Origin of the sequence: Streptomyces sp. RG80, from assembly GCF_040446465.1 — a bacterium.
In the GTDB taxonomy this organism is placed as follows: Bacteria; Actinomycetota; Actinomycetes; order Streptomycetales; family Streptomycetaceae; genus Streptomyces.
In genome coordinates, this window is record NZ_JBEAAJ010000012.1 from 230701 (window position 1) to 250192 (window position 19492).

At 70.9% G+C, this 19492-nt stretch carries 15 protein-coding genes, 1 tRNA gene and 1 pseudogene; 2 read left to right on the top strand and 15 right to left on the bottom strand.

The window, feature by feature from the left end:
* Positions 1-10: 10 nt before the first annotated feature.
* Positions 11-85 (top strand) — tRNA-Cys (locus ABKA17_RS37475).
* Positions 86-111: 26 nt separating this feature from the next.
* Here ABKA17_RS37475 and ABKA17_RS37480 read toward each other — a convergent pair.
* The 12 genes and pseudogenes from ABKA17_RS37480 to ABKA17_RS37535 form a co-directional block, all read right to left on the bottom strand.
* Complete coding sequence (locus ABKA17_RS37480; RefSeq protein ID WP_353696840.1) at positions 112-1281, bottom strand: SUKH-4 family immunity protein; 1170 nt, start codon at positions 1279-1281, stop codon at positions 112-114.
* A gap of 132 nt (positions 1282-1413) precedes the next feature.
* A pseudogene (locus ABKA17_RS37485) lies at positions 1414-1761 on the bottom strand (phosphotransferase); the annotation flags it as partial.
* A gap of 44 nt (positions 1762-1805) precedes the next feature.
* On the bottom strand, positions 1806-1928 hold the full coding sequence (locus ABKA17_RS37490) for a hypothetical protein (protein ID WP_353696841.1): 123 nt from the start codon (positions 1926-1928) through the stop codon (positions 1806-1808).
* Entirely contained in the window at positions 1925-4234 is a 2310-nt protein-coding gene (locus tag ABKA17_RS37495; protein WP_353696842.1) for a xanthine dehydrogenase family protein molybdopterin-binding subunit, read from the bottom strand. The genes ABKA17_RS37490 and ABKA17_RS37495 overlap by 4 nt, the downstream gene beginning before the upstream one ends.
* Positions 4231-5922 carry a 2Fe-2S iron-sulfur cluster-binding protein gene (locus tag ABKA17_RS37500; protein WP_353696843.1) on the bottom strand — a complete coding sequence of 564 codons (1692 nt, stop codon included), beginning with the start codon at positions 5920-5922 and terminating at the stop codon, positions 4231-4233. The genes ABKA17_RS37495 and ABKA17_RS37500 overlap by 4 nt, the downstream gene beginning before the upstream one ends.
* On the bottom strand, positions 5919-6812 hold the full coding sequence (locus ABKA17_RS37505; protein ID WP_353696844.1) for an FAD binding domain-containing protein: 894 nt from the start codon (positions 6810-6812) through the stop codon (positions 5919-5921). The genes ABKA17_RS37500 and ABKA17_RS37505 overlap by 4 nt, the downstream gene beginning before the upstream one ends.
* 255 nt (positions 6813-7067) lie before the next feature.
* Positions 7068-8699 carry a beta-N-acetylhexosaminidase gene (locus tag ABKA17_RS37510; protein WP_353696845.1) on the bottom strand — a complete coding sequence of 544 codons (1632 nt, stop codon included), beginning with the start codon at positions 8697-8699 and terminating at the stop codon, positions 7068-7070.
* Position 8700: 1 nt separating this feature from the next.
* Positions 8701-9525 (bottom strand): carbohydrate ABC transporter permease, encoded by an 825-nt coding sequence (locus tag ABKA17_RS37515; protein ID WP_502994509.1) that lies wholly within the window; start codon positions 9523-9525, stop codon positions 8701-8703.
* A gap of 29 nt (positions 9526-9554) precedes the next feature.
* Positions 9555-10445: a carbohydrate ABC transporter permease gene (locus ABKA17_RS37520; RefSeq protein ID WP_502994510.1), complete on the bottom strand. Its 891-nt coding sequence runs from the start codon at positions 10443-10445 to the stop codon at positions 9555-9557.
* An 80-nt stretch (positions 10446-10525) separates the two neighbouring features.
* A complete protein-coding gene (locus ABKA17_RS37525) occupies positions 10526-11818 on the bottom strand; it encodes an extracellular solute-binding protein (RefSeq protein WP_353696848.1) in 1293 nt (430 codons plus the stop codon).
* Positions 11819-12016: 198 nt separating this feature from the next.
* Complete coding sequence (locus tag ABKA17_RS37530; RefSeq protein WP_079309856.1) at positions 12017-12304, bottom strand: DUF3039 domain-containing protein; 288 nt, start codon at positions 12302-12304, stop codon at positions 12017-12019.
* Positions 12305-12334: 30 nt separating this feature from the next.
* Positions 12335-12907 (bottom strand): YqgE/AlgH family protein, encoded by a 573-nt coding sequence (locus tag ABKA17_RS37535; RefSeq protein ID WP_353696849.1) that lies wholly within the window; start codon positions 12905-12907, stop codon positions 12335-12337.
* Positions 12908-13217: 310 nt separating this feature from the next.
* Here ABKA17_RS37535 and murA point away from each other — a divergent pair, with 310 nt between their 5' ends.
* Positions 13218-14564, top strand: coding sequence for a UDP-N-acetylglucosamine 1-carboxyvinyltransferase (gene murA / locus ABKA17_RS37540; RefSeq protein ID WP_353696850.1), 1347 nt, complete (start codon positions 13218-13220; stop codon positions 14562-14564).
* Between the two features lie 166 nt (positions 14565-14730).
* Here the strand turns inward: murA and ABKA17_RS37545 are convergent, their stop codons facing one another.
* The 3 genes from ABKA17_RS37545 to ABKA17_RS37555 form a co-directional block, all read right to left on the bottom strand.
* Positions 14731-15012 (bottom strand): HU family DNA-binding protein, encoded by a 282-nt coding sequence (locus ABKA17_RS37545; RefSeq protein WP_007382399.1) that lies wholly within the window; start codon positions 15010-15012, stop codon positions 14731-14733.
* A gap of 286 nt (positions 15013-15298) precedes the next feature.
* Complete coding sequence (locus ABKA17_RS37550; protein ID WP_353696851.1) at positions 15299-16711, bottom strand: NAD-dependent malic enzyme; 1413 nt, start codon at positions 16709-16711, stop codon at positions 15299-15301.
* Positions 16712-17015: 304 nt separating this feature from the next.
* Entirely contained in the window at positions 17016-19445 is a 2430-nt protein-coding gene (locus ABKA17_RS37555; RefSeq protein WP_353696852.1) for a HelD family protein, read from the bottom strand.
* Positions 19446-19492 lie beyond the last annotated feature (47 nt).

Sequence of the window (19492 nt, forward strand, 5' to 3'; positions counted from 1 at the left end):
AAGAAAGCATGGCCGTGTGCCCGAGTGGTTCAGGGAGTCGCCTGCAAAGCGACTTACGCGGGTTCGATTCCCGCCACGGCCTCCAAGTCAGGATCCGCGTCAAGGCTGCTTTCAGAGTGCTGACAGCACCCCGCTCGCCTCGTCCTGGAAGGCCTCCGTCCAGTAGTGCCAGTCGGCGTCCGTGCCGGTGCCGGTGGGGTCCACGGTGGACAGGACCTGGAGCATGGTGGCCGCCAGCTGGGCGTACGGGCCGTCGGAGAGGCCGTGGTCCTGGTTCTCGTCGAGCGTGCGCTCGTGGTGCAGCAGCCAGAGCGTGTACGCGAGCGTGGAGACGTCGGTGTTGAGCGGGTGGAGGGTCGCCTCGGGCTCGCTCCAGTGCAGGATCGCGCCCGTTCTGCCGTCGATCACCAGGCTGTTGTCCTCGACGAGGTAGCCGAGGCGGATCAAGTGCTCGGTGCCGTCGGGGAGTTCGGCGGCGGGTTCGTCCGCGTGGTGCTCGGCGAGGGTGGGGAGCGGGACGTCGGTGTCCAGCTGGAAGAGGACGCCGTCCTCGGGCAGGCCCGTCTCGCGCAGGAAACGGCGGGTCGGCTCATGGGTGAGGGTCGCCGGGAAGTCGACGTCCTCGAAGCGCCAGATCCCACCCTGACCGAACTCCTGGTCCAGGAGCCGGACGGGAAGGTCCAGGGCCAGCCCGGACGATCTGCCCGGGCCCGCGGTCAGCGACAGCGGGCGGATCAGCGCCGTCATCCGCCAGTACGGCGGCACCTCGCCGTCCGCGCCCTCCTCGAAGACCGCGAGCAGCTGACGCGTGGCCTCCGCCGCGACCTGCGGTCCGAAGCGGTCGGCGTAGGAGGCGAACCGGCCGCGCAGGCGCGCCAGTTCCTCCGCCGTCGACGCGAACCGGACCAGCTTCTCCAGTGAGGGGGCGAGCGGGCGGCGCTCCATGAGCTCCGGTGTGTCGTACCAGAAGTCGGTCGTGGAGACCTCGCCTGTGACGCCGTCGAGCAGGACCGGCTCCGTCTCCTGGCCCTCGAAGTCGAGGAGTCCGCCTATGACCAGCTGGCCCCGCAGCTCCACGGCCAGTCGGTCGCCGGGGTCGCCGGTGACGTCCGCCACCGTCCGCAGGCCCTCCTGGTCCAGTTCCGCGAAGCTCAACAGGCCGATGCCGGACGGCAGTCCGGTGCCCGTCAGCCAGCGGCGCGTCGAGGCGTGCGTGACGAAGGTGTCCAGGTCGTCGTCGGTCAGGGTGATCACCGCGGTCGCGGTGCCGGTCGTGCTCATAGCTTCCCCCGTGCGTACAAGCTCATGGTCCCCGAGCAGGGCAGGGCGGTTTTTCGTGCGGGTTTCGCCGCCGTTCCCCACTGCCCAGAACACTACGCGGCACCACTGACAACGCCCTCGGTCTCAAGACGCTCAGACCACCCTGGCGCGTTGCCTCCCCGCCGGAATCTCTTCCACGGTCTCCCCCACCGTCAGCTCCGAGGAGTCCGGCCACAGCCCGATCCGCGGCGTCTCCACCCGCAGCACCCGGTCCAGTTCCGCGACCGTCCAGCCCGCCCCGTAACCCGACTTGGCCCGCCCGGCGCCCGGCGCGTGGACGACGACGTACAGCGGATGGGTGCGGATCAGACGTACGTACGCGGCCGGTTCCTCCCCCAGCACCACGTCCTGCACCACCGCCGTGAACCCGGCCCCGGCGTACGCGTCCGCGGTCGCCGCCGAGAGCCGGTACCGCAGTCGGAGCTGGGCCTCGCCCTCGCCGCGTTCGACCCCCGCATCACGACCCGCACCTCACGAATCGCGTGTCACGTCAAGTAGATGCCGCCGAGCACGACCACGGTCGCCGCCAGTGCGAACACCAGGATCCACAGCAGCAACTTCCCGACGCTGGGCGGCGGTTCGTAGCGCTGTGGGTCCTGCGCGCTCACTGTGCCGTCACCACCGCGGCCTGCGGTCGGATCGGCAGCCGGTTGACGGGGCGTCCGGTGGCGGCGCGGACGGCGGAGGCGACGGCCGCCGGGGACGTCACCACCGGCACCGCGCTGACCGCCTTCGCGCCGAAGGGCGCGATCACGTCCCGTTCCTCGACGAGCTTCACGATCCGGATGTCCGGCGCGTCCAGGGACGTCGGCAGCGCGTACCCCGTGAGGTCGGGGTGGCGGATCAGCCCGCGCGCGGTGCGCAGGTTCTCCGTCAGCGCTATGCCCACGCCCTGGGTGCAGCCGGCCTCGATGCGGGCCGCCAGCTGGGCGGGGTTCAGGATCCGGCCCACGTCCTGGGCGACGGCGAGTTCGACGACCCGGACCGAGCCGAGTTCGATGTCGACGTCCACCACCGCGCGGATCGCGCAGAAGGCCATGCCCACGAAGGCGTCGCCCTGGCCGGACTCGTTCAGCGGCTCGGTGGGGTGCGGGCGGCACTGGGCCGTCGCCCACAGCTCCTTGCCGTCCATCGCCTCGGTGACGGTGGTCGACAGGACACCGTCGTACGAGGTGATCTTGCCGTCGGTGATCTGGAGCAGCTCGGTGGACATCCCGAACTTGTGCGCCAGGGGCTGGAGGAGTTGCGTCCGCACCATCTTCGCGGCCCGTTCCACCGCGCCGCCGGAGACCCAGGTGTGGCGGCCGCGGCAGCCCGCGCCGGCCGGGGGCTGGTCGGTGTCCACGGGCGCGACGTGCACCTCGTCGATGCCGAGGGTCTCCTGGACGATCTGGCGGGCCAGCGTGGTGAAGCCCTGCCCGGTCTCGACGGCCGCGCACAGGACCGTGGCCACGCCGTCGTGGACCTTGACCGTGGCCGTGGAGACCTCGTCGGCGCCCTCCGCTCCGAGCATGTGCACCATGCCGAGGCCGTAGCCCACCCCGCGGCGGATCGCGCCGGGTTCGCCCGCGCCCTCGGGGCCGCCGGGCAGCAGCCACTCGTCCTCGGGGGTGTCCTTGGGCAGCGCGGGCAGCGGGAAGTCCCGTACGGCCTGCAACAACTCCGCCACGGGCGCGGGGCAGGTGACCGTCTGGCCGGTCGGCAGGACGTCACCCGTCGCGAGCGCGTTGCGCAGACGGAGCTCCGCCGGGTCGACGCCGAGCTTCTTGGCGACCTTGTCCATCTGCGCCTCGTAGGCGGCGCAGACCTGCATGGCGCCCTCGCCGCGGACATGGCCGGAGGGCGGGTTGTTGGTGCGGACGGCCCAGCCCTCGATGAAGGCGTTCGGGACGACGTACGGGCCGCAGGCGAAGCCCACGGCGGCGGCGAGGGCCTCGGCGGAGGTGTCGGCGTAGGCGCCCGCGTCGAGCAGGATCTGCGCCTCGACCTTCACCAGTCGGCCCTCGGCGTCGGCGTGGTGGCGGTACCTGAGCAGCGTCGGGTGGCGGTGCGCGTGGCCGAGGAAGGACTCCTCGCGCGTGGCGGTGAGTTTCACCGGGCAGCCCGTCTTGAGCGCCAGCAGGCCGAGCGGGAGCTGGATGCCCTGGTCCTCGCGGTCTGCGGTGGCGCCGGGGACGCCGGTGACGACGATCTTGACGCGCTCGGGTTCCAGGCCGTAGCAGGCGGCGGCGGTGTCCCGGTCGGTGTGCGGGTCGGTGGAGGCCAGGTACAGCTCGACGCCGCCGTCGGGGCGCGGCACGGCGAGCCCGGCCTCGGCGCCGATGGGGGCCGGGTCCTGGCGGCCGATGCGGTACTGGCCCTCGACGACGATCTCGCCGGTCGCCGACGGGTCGCCGTGGTGCAGCGGGATGTGCCGGATCAGGTTGCCGTCGGCGTGCAGCGGCTCGGCCTCGAAGGCCTGCTCGGGGTCGGTCACCGGGTCGAGCACCTCGTACTCGACGATGACGGCCGCGGCGGCCATCCGCGCGGTGTCGGGGTGGTCGGCGGCGACGGCGGCGATGGGCTCGCCGTGGTGGCGTACGACCTCGGAGGCGAAGACCGGGCGGTCGGCCTTGCCGCGGCCGTACACCGGGCTGCCGGGCACGTCCTCGTGGGTGACGACGGCGCGTACGCCGGGCATCTCGCGCGCGTGGGAGGTGTCGATGGACACGATGCGCGCGTGCGCGTGCGGGGAGCGCAGTACGGCCGCCCACAGCAGTCCCTCGGCCCACAGGTCGGCCGCGTACGGGAAGGTGCCCTCGGTCTTGGCCCGGGAGTCGGCGGCCGGCAGCGACACGCCGAGGCCGTGCGGGATCGGTTCGGGGGCGGGGGCTGCCTCCGCGGGGGTGGTCGCGGTGGCGGCTTCGTTGCTCACGCCTGGCCTCCGTCCGGTCCGTACGCCTGGTCATGCGGCGGCTCGAAGGCCGACGGGTTGACCCCGCCGGCTCCGGGGCCCGCCTGGTGAGGGATACGTGGCTCGTCGCCGTCCGACTCGGCGTCCGCCGCGGCGTGTGCCTCGCGCTCCGCGACGACCTCCTGGACGGCGTCCACGACGCCCCGGTAGCCGGAGCAGCGGCACAGGTTGCCGCACAGCGCCTGGCGGGTCTCCAGCTCGGTGGGCGCCGGGTTGCCCTCCAGCAGGTCGTGCACGGTCATCGCCATGCCGGGCACGCAGAACCCGCACTGCACGGCGCCGCACCGGGCGAGCGCGCGCTGCACGTCGGAGGGCCGGCCGTCCTCGGCGAGGCCCTCGACGGTACGGACCTCGCTGCCGGCGGCGGTGACGGCGGGGACCAGGCAGGAGGCGACGAGCCGTCCGTCCACCTGGACGTTGCAGGCGCCGCACTCGCCCTGGGAGCAGCCGTCCTTGGCGCCCGCGAGGCCGAGGCGCTCGCGCAGGACGTAGAGCAGCGACTCGCCGATCCAGGCGTCGGAGACGGGGCGTTCGACGCCGTTGACGCGCAGGACGTAGGAGGCGAGGGGGTGTTCCTCGCCGGGGTGCGCGGGGGCGTGCTCGTCCTGGGAGGGGACGGCTGCCTCGTCGGCGGCCTCGGGGTCGGCGGCTGACTCTTGTGTGGCGTCCGGCCCGGCTTCGCCGTCGTCGTCCGCCGGAGCGTGCTCCGCGTGCGGCTCGGGGGCCGTCTCGGCGGTCTCCGGGGCCTCTTGGGCGTCCTCGGGCGCATCGGCCGCCGCCGCGGCCTCACCGGGCCCGTGAGGGGGCTGTGAGACGTCCGGGGCGGAGGCGTCCGCGTGCGGCTCGGCGGGGGTGTGGCCGTGCGGCTGGGACGGGTCGTGCCCGGGGTCCGCCGACACGTGTGCGTGGGCGTCGTCGGGTGCGGGCCGGTCCGGGGCGTCGGCGACCGCGGGGCCGCCGGTGTGCGCGGCGGTCGGCACGTGCGCGTGGCCGTCGTCGGCGGGTACGTGCGCGTGGCCGTCACCGGCCGGGCCGCCGTGTTCCTGTCCGGTGTCCGGAGTCTGCGTCCCCCAGGGCTGCCCCGCCTGCGTGTGCCCCGGCTGCGTGGCCCAGGGCGCGGGCGCGCCGCCGGGCAGCGTGGCCGGGGGTGTGCCGCCCCACTGCTCGACCAGCGACGACGTGGTGAACTCGCCCGATTCGTCCGGAAGATCACCACCGGCGACGGGGATCGACCACTGCCCGGTCACATCGTGACCCGGCGCGGAAGCGGCCTCGGCGGCGGCCTCCGTGTGTTCCCCGAAGTTCCACTGCCCGGTCGCCCCGGGGTTGTACGTGAACCGGTCGTCGCCTGCGCCCTGCGGCACGGCGTTCGGGTCGGGCCACTGGGTGCCGTCCGCGGGCACCGCCCAGGTGCCGGTGGCCGCCGGGTCGGCGTCGGCGGCTGTGCCGGGGGCGACCTCTATCTGCGGCGGCACGTACCCGTGGCCGCGCGCGGCCAGCGGAGTGTCGGAGGCGGCCAGCAGGGCCTCGATGCCGCCCTCGGGGAGTTTCACGAAGGCGGTGGCACCGTCGTCGTAGTCGCCCTGGGGCAGCGGGTCCCACCGTCCGCCGCCCGGGGGCGTGCCCTCTCCGTGCCGGTCGTCGGTCACGACAGCGCCCTCCCCAGTGCTCGTCGGGCCAGCGCGGCGACGGTGCGCCGCAGGTGCAGTACGGCGGGCGGAAGCTGCTCCACGGTGCCGTCCGCGGCGGGCACCGGGTCGGGGATGCAGGCCGCGGCGACGTACTCGCCGAAGGCGTGCAGCGCCTCCGGGACCAGCGCGCGGTTGTTGTCCCAGTCGATCAGCCGGCCGACCCACTGCTCGGCATCCAGGGGCCTGAGCGGCATCGGCGCTATGGCTCCGACGGCGCACCTGACTCCGCGCCGGGCGGGGTCCAGGACGAGCGCGACGGAGGCCAGCGCGCGTCCGGGGCCGGTGCGGCCGGTGGCCTTGAGGAAGACCTGCGGGGCGTGCAGCAGCGGCACACGCACGAAGCCGATGAGTTCGCCGGCGCGCAGCATCTCCATGCCGGCCAGCAGGTGCGACACCGGGATCTCCCGGCGGGCTCCGCCCGAGCCCGCGATGATCAGCGTCGCCTCCAGGGCGGCCAGCACCGGAAGGGCGTCCCCGGTGGGGGCGGCCGTGGCGATGTTGCCGCCCAGGGTGCCCGCGTTGCGGATCTGCGGCGGGCCCGCGGCGCGTGCCGAGGCGGCGAGCGCGGGGATGAGGGCGGCGAAGTCGGGGCGGCCCATGCGCGCGTGCGTGAGTCCGGCGCCGAGCAGCGCGTGCCCGTCCTGGTACTGCCAGCCGCGGATCTCGCTGATGCGGCCGAGGCCCACCAGGGCGGCGGGCCTGAGCTGGCCGGAGTTGACGGCGGCCATGAGGTCGGTGCCACCCGCGACGGGCACGGCGGCGGGCATGGCGGTGAGGGCCGCCACCGCCTCGTCCAGCGTCGTGGGCAGCGTGACGGCCTGCGCCGCCTGCGGTGCGTGCGTGGTCAAACCGGCTGCCCCTTCCCGCTGCCCCACCTGGTCCCAGCTGGTCCCGCCTGTTGCTGCCGTACGGTACGTGCTGACAGGGCGGACGTGGCAACTCTGGCACATCTTCGCCGGGGCCGAAGACAGGGGTCCGCTAGGAGGCATTCGCCCACGTCATCGGGGAGATGGTCCGTTTTCGTACGGCATCACCGATGCGTACGGATTGACACTCTTCGGTGATGCTTACGACTGTTTTCCCCTACCTGTTCGGGAGTTCCGCTACCTGTTGGGGGGCGCTCCCTCGATCGGCCTGCCGAGCACACCCGGCCGCTGCTGCCAGGGCAACGGGCCGGTGGGCGGCCGGTAGGAGACCCCCAGGGCGTCAAGTCGCTCGTAGTGCCGTGTCATTCGCCGCTCGAAGTCGGCGAAGTCCCGCTCGGCCGGGGCGGGCAGGTCGCTCCAGGCGACCTCGGCGAAGGCCGAAAGCCGGGGGAACGCCTGGTAGTCCACGCGCGCGTGGTCCTCCATCACCTCGGTCCACAGGTTGGCCTGCGTCCCGAGCACATGTGCCGCCTGCGCCGGAGTCAGCTCCGGTGGAACGGGTTCGAAGCGGTACACGTCCTCCAGGGTGCGGACGTACCCGATGGGGACCGGCTCGTCCGCGCCTTCGTGCTGACGATGGTCCAAGTACACCTGCTGTTCAGGGCACATGACGACGTCGTGACCGGCCCGCGCGGCGGTCACACCACCCGCGTACCCGCGCCAGGAGGACACCGCGGCGCCCGGTGCGAGGCCGCCCTCCAGGATCTCGTCCCAGCCGATGAGCCTGCGCCCGCGCGCGGTGAGCCACCGGTCGAAGTGACCGATGAACCACGCCTGGAGCCCGTCCTCGTCACCCACCCCGAGTTCCCCGATTCGGGCCTGCGCGGTGGGCGAGGCCCGCCACTGGTCCTTGAGGCATTCGTCGCCGCCGACATGAATGAACTCCCCCGGGAACAGCTCCAGCAGTTCCTCGAAGACGCCTTCGTAGAAGCGCAGGGTGTTGTCAGTGGGGGCGAGTACGTTCTCGGAGATACCCCAGGTGTCCCAGACGGAGAGGGAGGTCGTGTCGATGACATCGGTGTTGCCGAGTTCCGGGTACGCGGCGATGGCGGCCTGCGAGTGTCCGGGTACGTCGATTTCGGGGACGACCGTGATATGCCGCTCGGCGGCGTAGGCCACGATCTCCCTGATGTCGTCCTGCGTGTAGTAGCCACCGTGCGGCTTCTCCTCCCACAACGGAGAGGCCCGATGGCCGAATTTCGTACGCGCCCGCCATGATCCGACCTCGGTCAGCCGGGGGTACCTCTCGATCTCGATCCGCCAGCCCTGGTCGTCCGTCAAGTGGAAGTGGAAGACGTTGAGTTTGTGGGCGGCCATCAGGTCGAGGTAGCGCAGCACGCCGTCCTTGGGCATGAAGTGCCGGGAGACGTCGAGCATGAGGCCGCGCCAGCGGAAGCGGGGGGCGTCCTCGATGATCTGATGCGGGATTCCGCGCTCGATGTCCGGTCGCACGGGGGCCTTGCGGAAGGCTTCGGGGCCGAGGAGCTGACGCAGCGTCTGGGCACCCCAGAAGACGCCGGCCGCGTCGCCGCCCCGGATCTCGACGCCCCAGTTGGCGATGACGGACAGCTTGTACGCCTCCGGCTCCAGGCTGTCGTCGACGCACAGCCGTACGGAGTCACGGGCGTCCTTCGACCCCGGCCGCAGCGGCAGGCCCAGCGCCGGACCGAGCGTGGAGCGCAGCCAACGCTCCGTGGTGCCGGTGCCCGGTCCGGCCCACAGGGTGGTGCCCTTGTCCAGCGGGACACCGCAGCGCATCGGCCCCTCGATGGCGCGGGGCGCGGGAATCAGATCCGTCGGAGAAGTCATGTCAGTCCTTAACCGCTCCGCCCAGCCCCGAGACCAGCCGTCGCTGTACGAGTACGAAGAACACCAGCACCGGAATCGTCATGACCGTCGACGCGGCCATCACACCGCCCCAGTCCGGCTCGTCCGGCTTGTAGAACACCAGCAGGGCCATCGGCAGCGTCGACTGGGACGTGTCGCTGATGATGAACGACTTGGCGAACAGGAAGTCGTTCCAGGCCGAGATGAAGGAGAACACGCTCGTGGCCACCAACCCCGGGAACACGAGCGGGAAAAGGATCTGCCACAGGAATCGCGCCCGGCTCGCCCCGTCGATGTACGCGGCCTCCTCCAGCGCCTGAGGCACCGCTTTCACGAACCCCCGCAGCATCCAGATCGCGAAGGGCAGCGAGAAGGCGATGTGCGGCAGGATCAGCGAACCCAGGGAGTTCAGCAGACCGAAGTCCCGCATCTGGAAGAACAAGGGGATCGTCAGGGCCTCCACCGGCACCATCTGGGCCACCAGAAACATGATCAGCAAGGTGGTCCGGAAGCGGAACCGGAATCGCGTCACGGCGGTGGCGGCGAGAAACGCGATCAACGCGGAGACGATCACCACACTGCACGCCACGACAAGGCTGTTGACGAAATACCGACCGAAATCCTGCTGCCCGAACACGCGCCGGAAGGAATCCAGCGAGGGTGAAAGCGTCCAGGGCCGTGGCTCGCTGGACTCGATCTCCCCGGCCGGTTTGAAGGCGCTCAGCACCATCCAGTAGAGGGGGAACGCGACGACCAGAGCGATCAGCAGCGCGGACCCCTCCGCCGCCAACCGCCACGGACGCCTCACAAAAGGCCGCACCCGGGCCCGTACAAGATTCACAGTTCCTCCCCCTGTCTCCGGAGCAGCCGCAGGTACATCAGCGTCACAGCGAGCAGGATCAGCAGCATCACGACGCCGATCGCCGAGCCGAGGCCGTACTGCGAGGAGGCGAACACCTGCTGGTAGGCGTAGACGTTCAGGACGAGGTTCTGGCCCGCGATGCCGCCGCCGTTGGTCATGACGTAGATCTGCGTGAAGACCTTGAAGTCCCAGATCACCGACTGGATGGTGACGACCACCAGGATCGGCCGCAGCATCGGCGCCAGCACGGACCGCCAGGTCCGCCACTGCGAGGCCCCGTCGAGCGCGGCGGCCTCCAGCACCTCGCCCGGCACGGACCGGATACCGGCGTACACCGTGACCATCACGAACGGGAAGGAGCACCACACCACTTCGAGCAGCACGAGAAGGAAGGCGCTGAACCGCCCGTACGTCCACGAGTAGTCACCGAGCCCGAGGACCCGGTTCACCGGCCCGAAGTCCGCGTCGAACAGAAACAGCCACACCGTCGACCCGGTGACGGCCGGCGTCGCCCACGCCCCGAGCGCGGCCAGCATCAACGCCAGCCGCGGCACGGCCCGCACACGGGTGAGCAGCACGGCAAGAGCACACCCGACAGCGAGGGTCGACACGACACAGGCCGCCGCGAAGACGACGGTGGCGAGCAGCACTTGCCAGAACTGCGAGTCCGAGAAGAGCGTCGCGTAGTTCCCGAACCCCTCGAAGGTGGTGGGTTCGCCGCCGCTGACCTGAGCTTGGGTGTACTTGAAGAGGGAGATGAGCCCGAGCTGATAGATGGGGTAGAGGAGCAACCCGCCGAGAACGACGAGTGCGGGGGCGAGATAGAGCCAGGGCGCCTTTTGACTCCGCGCGGGTCGACTCCCCAAGGGGCGCGGGGAACTGCGCGACAAGCCACGGCGGACAGGCAGCCGCGCACGCTCCGCACCCCCCACCCCAGTAGGCGCCCTCACCCCGCGGAGCCAAACGCCTCGTCCATCTTCTTCGCCGCGTCCCTCGAAGCCGCAGCCACACTGCTCTTACCGCTGATGACCTCCTGCAACATCGTCGGCAGCACCAGCGAAGAGTCGATCTGCGACCACCCCGGCGACGCCGGCACGAACTTCGTCCCCGCCCCCAGCGTCTCCACGAACGGCTTCACGTACGGCTTCTCCGCCGCGACCCGCTGCCGCACGTCGGAGAAGGTCGGCAGGAACCCCATCGCGTCGAACATCGAGGTCTGCGTCTTCTTCGAGGCGAGCCGCTCCATGAAGTCCACGGCCAGCGTCCGATGCGACGTGCTCTTCAGCACGCCGATGTTGTTGCCGCCGGCGAAGGCGGGAGCGATCGACCCGGGCGCGACCCCGGGCAGCGGGACGACCGCGTACTTGCCCTTGACCTTCCCCGCCTCGACCGCCGCGTGGCTGAAGTCGCCGCCGATCGCCATGCCCGCCTTGCCCGCCGCGAACGCGGTGATCGTGTCGTTGCCGCCGAAGCCCGCGCACTTGGCGGCGGGACAGTTGTCGTCGGAGAAGAGGGACGTATAGGCCTTGATGCCCTTGCGGGCGGCCGCGCTGTCGATCGCGGAGGTGTACGAGCCGCCATCCCCCGTGGCGAGCTCACCCCCGTTGGCCCACACGAACGGCATCGCGCCGTAGGTGTAGGCGCCGCCGACGACCAGGCCGTACAGCTCGGGCTTCGCGGCCCGGATCTCGCGAGCCGCCGCAGCCAGCTCGGTCATCGACCGGGGCACTTCCAGGCCGAGTTCCTCGAAGACGTCAATCCGGTAGTACAGGGCGCGTACGCCGACGTAGAAGGGCGCGCCGTAGACCTTGCCGTCGACCGTGACCGACTGTCTCGCGGTCGGGTCGGTGTCCTTCGCCTCGGTCCAGGCGCCGAACTCCTTGGTGACGTCGAGGAGTCCGCCGTCCTTCACATAGCCGGCGGTGTCGGTGTTGCCGTACTCCATGACGTCGGGCGCGGAGTCGGGGTCGTTGAAGGCGGCCTTGACGCGCTGGGCGCGGGTGTCGACCGGGATGTACTCGACGTCGACCTTCGTGTCGTCGTGGGCCTTCTCGAAGGCGGCGACGACGGAGTCGACGACCTTCTCCTTGGGCTTGTTGCCGACCTCCTGGAAGAGCCAGACGCGCAGGGTGCCGGTCTTCTCGTCCTTGTCGGAGGAGGAGTTGGTGGAGGTCTGGGGTGCGCAGGCGGTGACGACGATGGCCGTGAGCAGGACGGCCAGGCGGGGGGCGAGCTTCATGGAGTGGGCCTCCGAGCATGCGTGCGTTGCAACATGTGCAATGATAGTTTCGCTCTGCACAACGGAGGCTAGGGACTACATGAACATGCCCACAAGAGGTCTCAACCACTTCGTGACATGCGAAGGCCCCCGGAGCGCGCCGAAACGCGCCCCGGGGGCCTCACAAAGCTCAGTCGGGCGGCGAGCCCGGCAGCGGGCCTACTTGTCGCCGCCGCCCTTGCCGTCGCCGTCCCCGCCGGCACCCATGGACTCGTAGATCTCCTTGCACATGGGACACACGGGGTACTTCTTCGGGTCGCGGCCCGGCACCCACACCTTGCCGCACAGCGCCACGACGGGGGTGCCGTCGAGGGCGCTCGCCATGATCTTGTCCTTCTGGACGTAGTGGGCGAAGCGCTCGTGGTCGCCGTCGCCGTGGGACACCTGTGGCGTCGGCTCTACGAGGGTCCCCGTACCAGTCCCGCGCTCGGGCTCAAGAGTGCTCATAAAGGCCAAGGGTACTGAAGGTCACACCCATCAGTTGAGCGAAGGGTCGTCCGGGTACGTGGCCACCATCGCGAGCTCGTTGCGCTGGCGGCGCAGGACCTCGCGCCAGAGCCGCTCCGGGCACGGGGAGGAGACGTCGCCGGGTTCGGACTCGACGACGTACCAGGCGCCCTCGACGAGCTCGTCCTCCAGCTGGCCGGGCCCCCATCCGGCGTACCCGGCGAAGATCCGCAGGGAGCCCAGGGCCGAGGCGAGGAGTTCCGGCGGGGCCTCCAGGTCGACCAGACCGATCGCGCCGTGCACCCGCCGCCAGCCCAGCGGGGCCCGCTCGCCGGACGCGCCGCCCGGGATGACGGCGACGCCGAGCGCGGAGTCCAGGGAGACCGGGCCGCCCTGGAAGACGACACCGGGCTCGCCGGCGAGGTCCGCCCAGCCCTCCAGGATGTCCCCGACGTCCACCGGGGTGGGCCGGTTGAGGACGACACCGAGGGAGCCCTCCTCGTCGTGGTCGAGAAGGAGCACCACCGCACGGTCGAAGTTCGGGTCCGCCAGGGCGGGCGTTGCCACGAGCAACCGCCCTGTGAGCGAGGACACCTCGGTCATGCCAGACATGATCCCGCATCTTCCCCGCGCATGGGGAGGCAATGCCTGTACGACGGGGAATGCGGCTGTGAATCAGAAGAAGCGGCCCGTCAGGGCCTCGTTTGAGGGTGGTGGTGGGAGACGGGTGGGCGCAACCGTGCGCCCCTCCACGCGATCCGGCCCCGGTGACCCCATGTGCCCGCCCCTCAACGGTTCGTGTTGTGACACAGCTATGACGTGTCTGGGCGGCACTTGGGCTTACGGAAGGGGGGTAGGCGGCGATTACCCTTTCCCTTCTGGCCCCTGCCCCACTCATCGGAACGCGAGATACATGACCGTCAACGGCAATGACGACGTACTGCTCGTCCACGGCGGAACCCCGCTGGAGGGCGAGATCCGTGTCCGCGGTGCGAAGAACCTCGTACCGAAGGCCATGGTCGCCGCCCTGCTGGGCAGTGGGCCGAGTCGACTGCGCAACGTTCCGGACATCCGTGACGTGCGAGTCGTACGCGGTCTGCTGCAACTGCACGGGGTGACGGTCCGTCCGGGTGAGGAGCCGGGCGAACTGGTGATGGACCCGACGCACGTCGAGAGCGCGAACGTCGCTGACATCGATGCCCACGCGGGTTCGAGCCGGATCCCGATCCTGCTCTGCGGTCCGCTGCTGCACCGCCTCGGGCATGCCTTCATCCCCGGTCTCGGCGGCTGCGACATCGGTGGCCGGCCGATCGACTTCCACTTCGAGGTGCTGCGCCAGTTCGGCGCGACGATCGAGAAGCGCGCGGACGGTCAGTACCTGGAGGCGCCGCGGCGGCTGCGCGGTACGAAGATCCGGCTGCCGTACCCGTCGGTCGGCGCGACCGAGCAGGTGCTGCTGACGGCGGTGCTGGCGGAGGGCGTCACCGAACTCTCCAACGCCGCGGTGGAGCCCGAGATCGAGGACCTCATCTGCGTGCTGCAGAAGATGGGCGCCATCATCGCGATGGACACCGACCGCACGATCCGCGTCACCGGTGTGGACTCGCTCGGCGGCTACAACCACGCGGCGCTCCCGGACCGTCTGGAGGCCGCCTCCTGGGCTTCGGCCGCGCTGGCGACCGAGGGCAACATCTACGTCCGCGGCGCCCAGCAGCGCTCGATGATGACGTTCCTCAACACCTACCGGAAGGTGGGCGGGGCCTTCGAGATCGAAGACGAGGGCATCCGCTTCTGGCACCCCGGTGGCCAGTTGAAGTCCATCGCGCTCGAGACCGACGTCCACCCGGGCTTCCAGACGGACTGGCAGCAGCCGCTGGTGGTGGCGCTCACCCAGGCCACGGGCCTGTCGATCATCCACGAGACGGTCTACGAGTCCCGCCTCGGCTTCACCTCCGCGCTGAACCAGATGGGTGCTCACATCCAGCTGTACCGCGAGTGCCTGGGCGGCAGCGACTGCCGCTTCGGCCAGCGCAACTTCCTCCACTCGGCCGTCGTGTCGGGCCCCACGAAGCTCCAGGGCGCCGACCTGGTCATCCCCGACCTCCGCGGCGGCTTCTCGTACCTGATCGCGGCCCTGGCCGCCCAGGGCACGTCCCGCGTCCACGGCATCGACCTCATCAACCGCGGCTACGAGAACTTCATGGAGAAGTTGGTAGAGCTGGGCGCGAAGGTGGAGTTGCCGGGCAAGGCCCTCGGATAGCCCCTCTCACACAACGCCGATGGGGCGGTCACCCGAGTCCGGGTGACCGCCCCATCGGCGTTGTGCTGAGCGCCCCTGCAGGGGCGCGGGGAACTGCGCGACCAGCCACGGCGATACCGTCAGCCGAAGGACGGCCCGCAGTTACCCGGCGCTCGTAGCGGAGCGCTTACTTACCCTTGGCGGCTTCCTTGAGCTTCGAGCCCGCGGAGACCTTCACGCTGTAGCCCGCGGGGATCTGGATCGGGTCACCGGTCTGCGGGTTGCGCGCGGTGCGAGCGGCACGGTGGGTGCGCTCGAAGGTCAGGAAGCCGGGGATGGTGACCTTCTCGTCGCCCTTGGCGACGATCTCGCCGACGGTCTCGGCGAACGCGGCCAGCACGGCGTCGGCGTCCTTGCGGGTCACCTCGGCGCGGTCGGCCAGGGCGGCCACCAGCTCACTGCGGTTCATGTTGTTACTCCCGTGTTCTTCTTGCCGTTGGGGTGTGCCACGCGGCCAATCCGCGCGAGGCACAGCGAAGCCGATGCGCTCGCGCCCAGGGACGCATCCTGCCCCTACCTGCTGCGGGAAAGCCAATCCGGCACCCGCTGGAGTCGTGAGAACACCCTTGGGTGTCACACGAAGAGAGGTCCCGAGCCTGGCCGACACGATAAACGTCGTCCAGCGGGCCCGGGTTCCACGACGCGCCGATGCAAGGCCTTGCCGTGGCGATCCTCACAGACTGTGCGCAACCGCCCTACGAGGCCGAAGCCGCCTTCGCCGCCTCGCGCACCGCTCCCGCGACCGCGCCCGCGACCTTGTCGTTGAAGACGCTCGGGATGATGTAGTTCGGGTTCAGCTCGTCCTCGGTCACCACGTCCGACAGGGCGGTCGCGGCGGCCAGCATCATGTCCGTGTTGACCGTGCGGGACTGTGCGTCCAGCAAACCCCGGAAGACACCCGGGAAGACCAGCACGTTGTTGATCTGGTTCGGGAAGTCGGAGCGGCCGGTGGCCACGACAGCCGCCGTCTGGCGGGCGACCGCCGGGTCGACCTCGGGGTCGGGGTTCGCGAGCGCGAACACGATGGCGCCCTCGGCCATCGCGGCCACGTCGTCGCCGTCGAGGACGTTCGGGGCGGAGACGCCGATGAAGACGTCCGCGCCGCGCACGGCCTCCTTCAGCGTGCCCGTCAGGCCCTCGGGGTTGGTGTTGTCGGCGATCCAGCGCAGCGGCGAGTCCGCGGCGGCGGACACCAGGTCCTCGCGCCCCGCGTGCACGACACCGTGGATGTCGGCGACGACGGCGTTCTTCACACCGGCGGCGATCAGCAGCTTGAGGATGGCCGTACCGGCCGCGCCCGCACCGGACATGACGACGCGAATGTTCTCGATCGCCTTGCCGGTGACCCGCAGCGCGTTCTTCAGAGCGGCCAGGACGACGATCGCGGTGCCGTGCTGGTCGTCGTGGAAGACGGGGATGTCGAGGGCCTCGCGGAGCCGCGCCTCGATCTCGAAGCAGCGGGGCGCGGAGATGTCCTCGAGGTTGATGCCGGCGAAGCCGGGGGCGATCGCCTTGACGATCTGGACGATCTCGTCGGTGTCCTGGGTGTCCAGGCAGATCGGCCAGGCGTCGATGTCGGCGAAGCGCTTGAAGAGGGCCGCCTTGCCCTCCATGACCGGCATGGCGGCCATCGGGCCGATGTTGCCGAGGCCGAGGACGGCGGAGCCGTCCGTCACGACCGCAACGGTGTTGCGCTTGATGGTCAGTCGGCGGGCGTCCTCGGGGTTCTCGGCGATCGCCATGCAGACCCGGGCCACACCCGGCGTGTAGACCATGGAGAGGTCGTCACGGTTGCGGATGGGGTGCTTGGACTGCATCTCGATCTTGCCGCCGAGGTGCATCAGGAACGTACGGTCGGAGACCTTGCCGAGGGTGACGCCCTCGATGCCGCGCAGCTCCTCGACGATCTCGTCGGCGTGCGCGGTCGACGTGGCCGCGATGGTGACGTCGATACGGAGCTTCTCGTGACCGGAGGCGGTGACGTCGAGGCCGGTCACCGAGCCTCCGGAGGACTCCACGGCGGTGGTGAGCTGCGAGACTGCGGTTCCGCTCGCGGGCACCTCCAGCCGGACCGTCATCGAGTAGGAGACGCTGGGCGCCGTTGCCATGGCCGACTTCCTCTGCTTTCACGTGTGCGCTGGATGCCGTCCGATCGTCGCACCTACCGACGGGTAGGCGTTAGCCGCGCTGGATTGCGAACGTTTTGTTCACAACGAAAGAGGCCCACGTCACTTTTCCGGTGACGTGGGCCTCCCACAAGATCAATGACACCGACCCGCCATGCTCGCCTCGCGGCAAGTGGTCCCTCTGAGGGACGAAGGTTGGGCCCGGGGGCTTGGATCGGGCCGGTGCCACACCCAGGCTAACAAACGGATCCCGTAAGGCCATTCCCGTCTCGAGAGTTCATATGGATCAATCTCGAAGGAGATCCGGCACTCCGTTCGAATCCGGCTCGTCCCGGTCCGCCGATACGACCGTGAGCTGCTGTGTCGCCCGGGTCAGGGCCACGTACAGCACCCGCAGGCCGGCCGGGGACTCGTCCGCGATCTCCGCCGGGGAGACGACGATCGTCGCGTCGTACTCCAGGCCCTTGGCCTCCAGGCTGCCCAGGGCCACCACCCGGTCGCCGAGCCCGGCGAGCCAGCGGGCCGCCTCCTCACGGCGCTGCATGGCCACGACCACGCCGACCGTGCCGTCGACCCGGTCCAGGAGACGGGCGGCCTCCTCGCGGACGGTCTTCGCGAGGGAGTCCTGTACGGAAGTGAAGCGGGGCTCGACTCCGGTGGACCGTACGGCTGACGGGGACTTGGACCCCGGCATGGCCAGGGCCAGTACCTTCGCGGCCAGCTCGGCGATCTCGGCCGGGTTGCGGTAGTTCACGGTGAGCTCGAAGCGGCGCCGGGGGCGGGTGCCGAGGGCCTCGTCGCGGGCCTCGGCGGCCTCTTCGGGGTCGGACCAGGAGGACTGGGCCGGGTCTCCGACGACTGTCCAGGTGGCGTGCCGGCCACGGCGGCCGACCATGCGCCACTGCATCGGCGTGAGGTCCTGGGCCTCGTCGACGATGACGTGGGCGTACTCGGTGCGTTCCTGGGCCAGTCGCTCGGCGCGCTCGCGCTGGGTCTCCTCGCGGACCGGCATCAGCTCCTCCAGGCCGCTCAGCTGGTCCAGCGGGTCCAGCTCGCGCCGCTTCTTGGGGCGGGCCGGGGTGCCGAGGATCGCCTGGAGCTCGTCGAGCATGGCGATGTCGTGCACGGAGTAGCCGTCCCGCCTGAGCGAACGGGCGACCTTGCGGACCTCGCCGGGGTTGAGGATGCGGCGGGCCCAGCGGCCGAGGCGGCGCTCGTCGGCCATGGCGGTCAGCACGGCCTTGGGGGTGAGCTCCGGCCACCAGGCGTTCAGGAAGTCGACGAAGCTGTCCTCGGTGCTGACGTCCTCGTCGAAGGAGGAACGCAGCTCCGCGGCGAGCTCGGGATCGGTGTGCCGGCCGGCGGCGCCGGAGCGGGCCCACAGGGCGTCGAGGAGGAGCTTGCGGGCCCGGGGACGCAGCAGGTTCACCGGTGCGGTGCCGCCGAGGGCGTTGTGGCGGATACGTTCCAGCTCGGGCGCCTCCAGCTCCAGGCGCCGGTTGAAGGCGACCACGCGGAGACGGGTGGGCGGGCCCGCGGGGGCCTGGGTGTCGTCGCCGAAGGCGAGCTGACCGGCAGGGCTGTCGTCGCCGCCGAAGGCGAGCTGCGCGACCGCCTCGGCGCGGTCGCGGCGCCCGGACGGGGCGCCCCTGGACGCCCCGCTCCCCGAGGTCCCCTCCAGCGCCCCGCGAGCGGCCTTCCGCAGCACCTTGAGCATCCGGTACGAGCCCTTGGCGCGGGCCGTGGACGGGGAGTCGTACAGCGTGGCCTCGACGCCGTCGACGAGGGAGCCGATCGCCCGGATGGCGACCTGGCCCTCCTCGCCCAGCGACGGGAGCACGCCCTCGGTGTACGCCACCAGCAGCGGGGTGGGCGAGACGATGAGGATGCCGCCGGAGTACCGGCGCCGGTCCTGGTAGAGCAGGTAGGCGGCGCGGTGCAGGGCGACGGCGGTCTTGCCGGTGCCGGGGCCGCCCTCGACGTAGGTCACGGACGCGGCGGGGGCCCGGATGACCAGGTCCTGCTCGGCCTGGATGGAGGCGACGATGTCCCGCATGGTGTGGCTGCGGGCCTGGCCGAGGGCGGCCATCAGGGCGCCGTCGCCGATGACGGCCAGCTCGTGGCCGTCGAGGAGGGCCTTGAGCTCGGGGCGCATGAGGTCGTCCTCGACGCCGAGGACGCGGCGGCCCTTGGAGCGGATCACCCGGCGCCGCACCACGCGTCCCGGGTCGACCGGGGTGGAGCGGTAGAAGGGCGCCGCGGCGGGGGCCCGCCAGTCGATGACGAGCGGCGCGTACTCGGAGTCCAGGACCCCGATCCGGCCGATGTGCAGGGTCTCGGCGATGTCGGCGGTGCCGTCCTCGCGCACCGCGCCCTCGGCGGGCTCCACGGCGGTGTAGGCGCCGTCGGGCCCCTTCTTGCCGTCCTTGCCGAGGAGCAGGTCGATACGGCCGAAGAGGAAGTCCTCGAACTCGTTGTTGAGCCGGTTGAGGTGCACCCCCGCCCGGAACACCTGCGCGTCCCGCTCGGCGAGCGCGCCGGGCGTACCGACCTGGCCACGCTTGGCCGCGTCGTTCATGAGGAACTCCGCCTCGTGGATCTTCTCCTCGAGACGCAGGTACACCCGGTCCAGGTGTTCCTGTTCGACGCTGATCTCCCGGTCCCGAACCGAGTCGTGAACCGAGCCGACCGCAGATGGTTGAGCCTGAGCGGCCACCGGGCCCCCTTCTGACGTGCTGGGCAGCCGTCAACCGTACGCGAAGG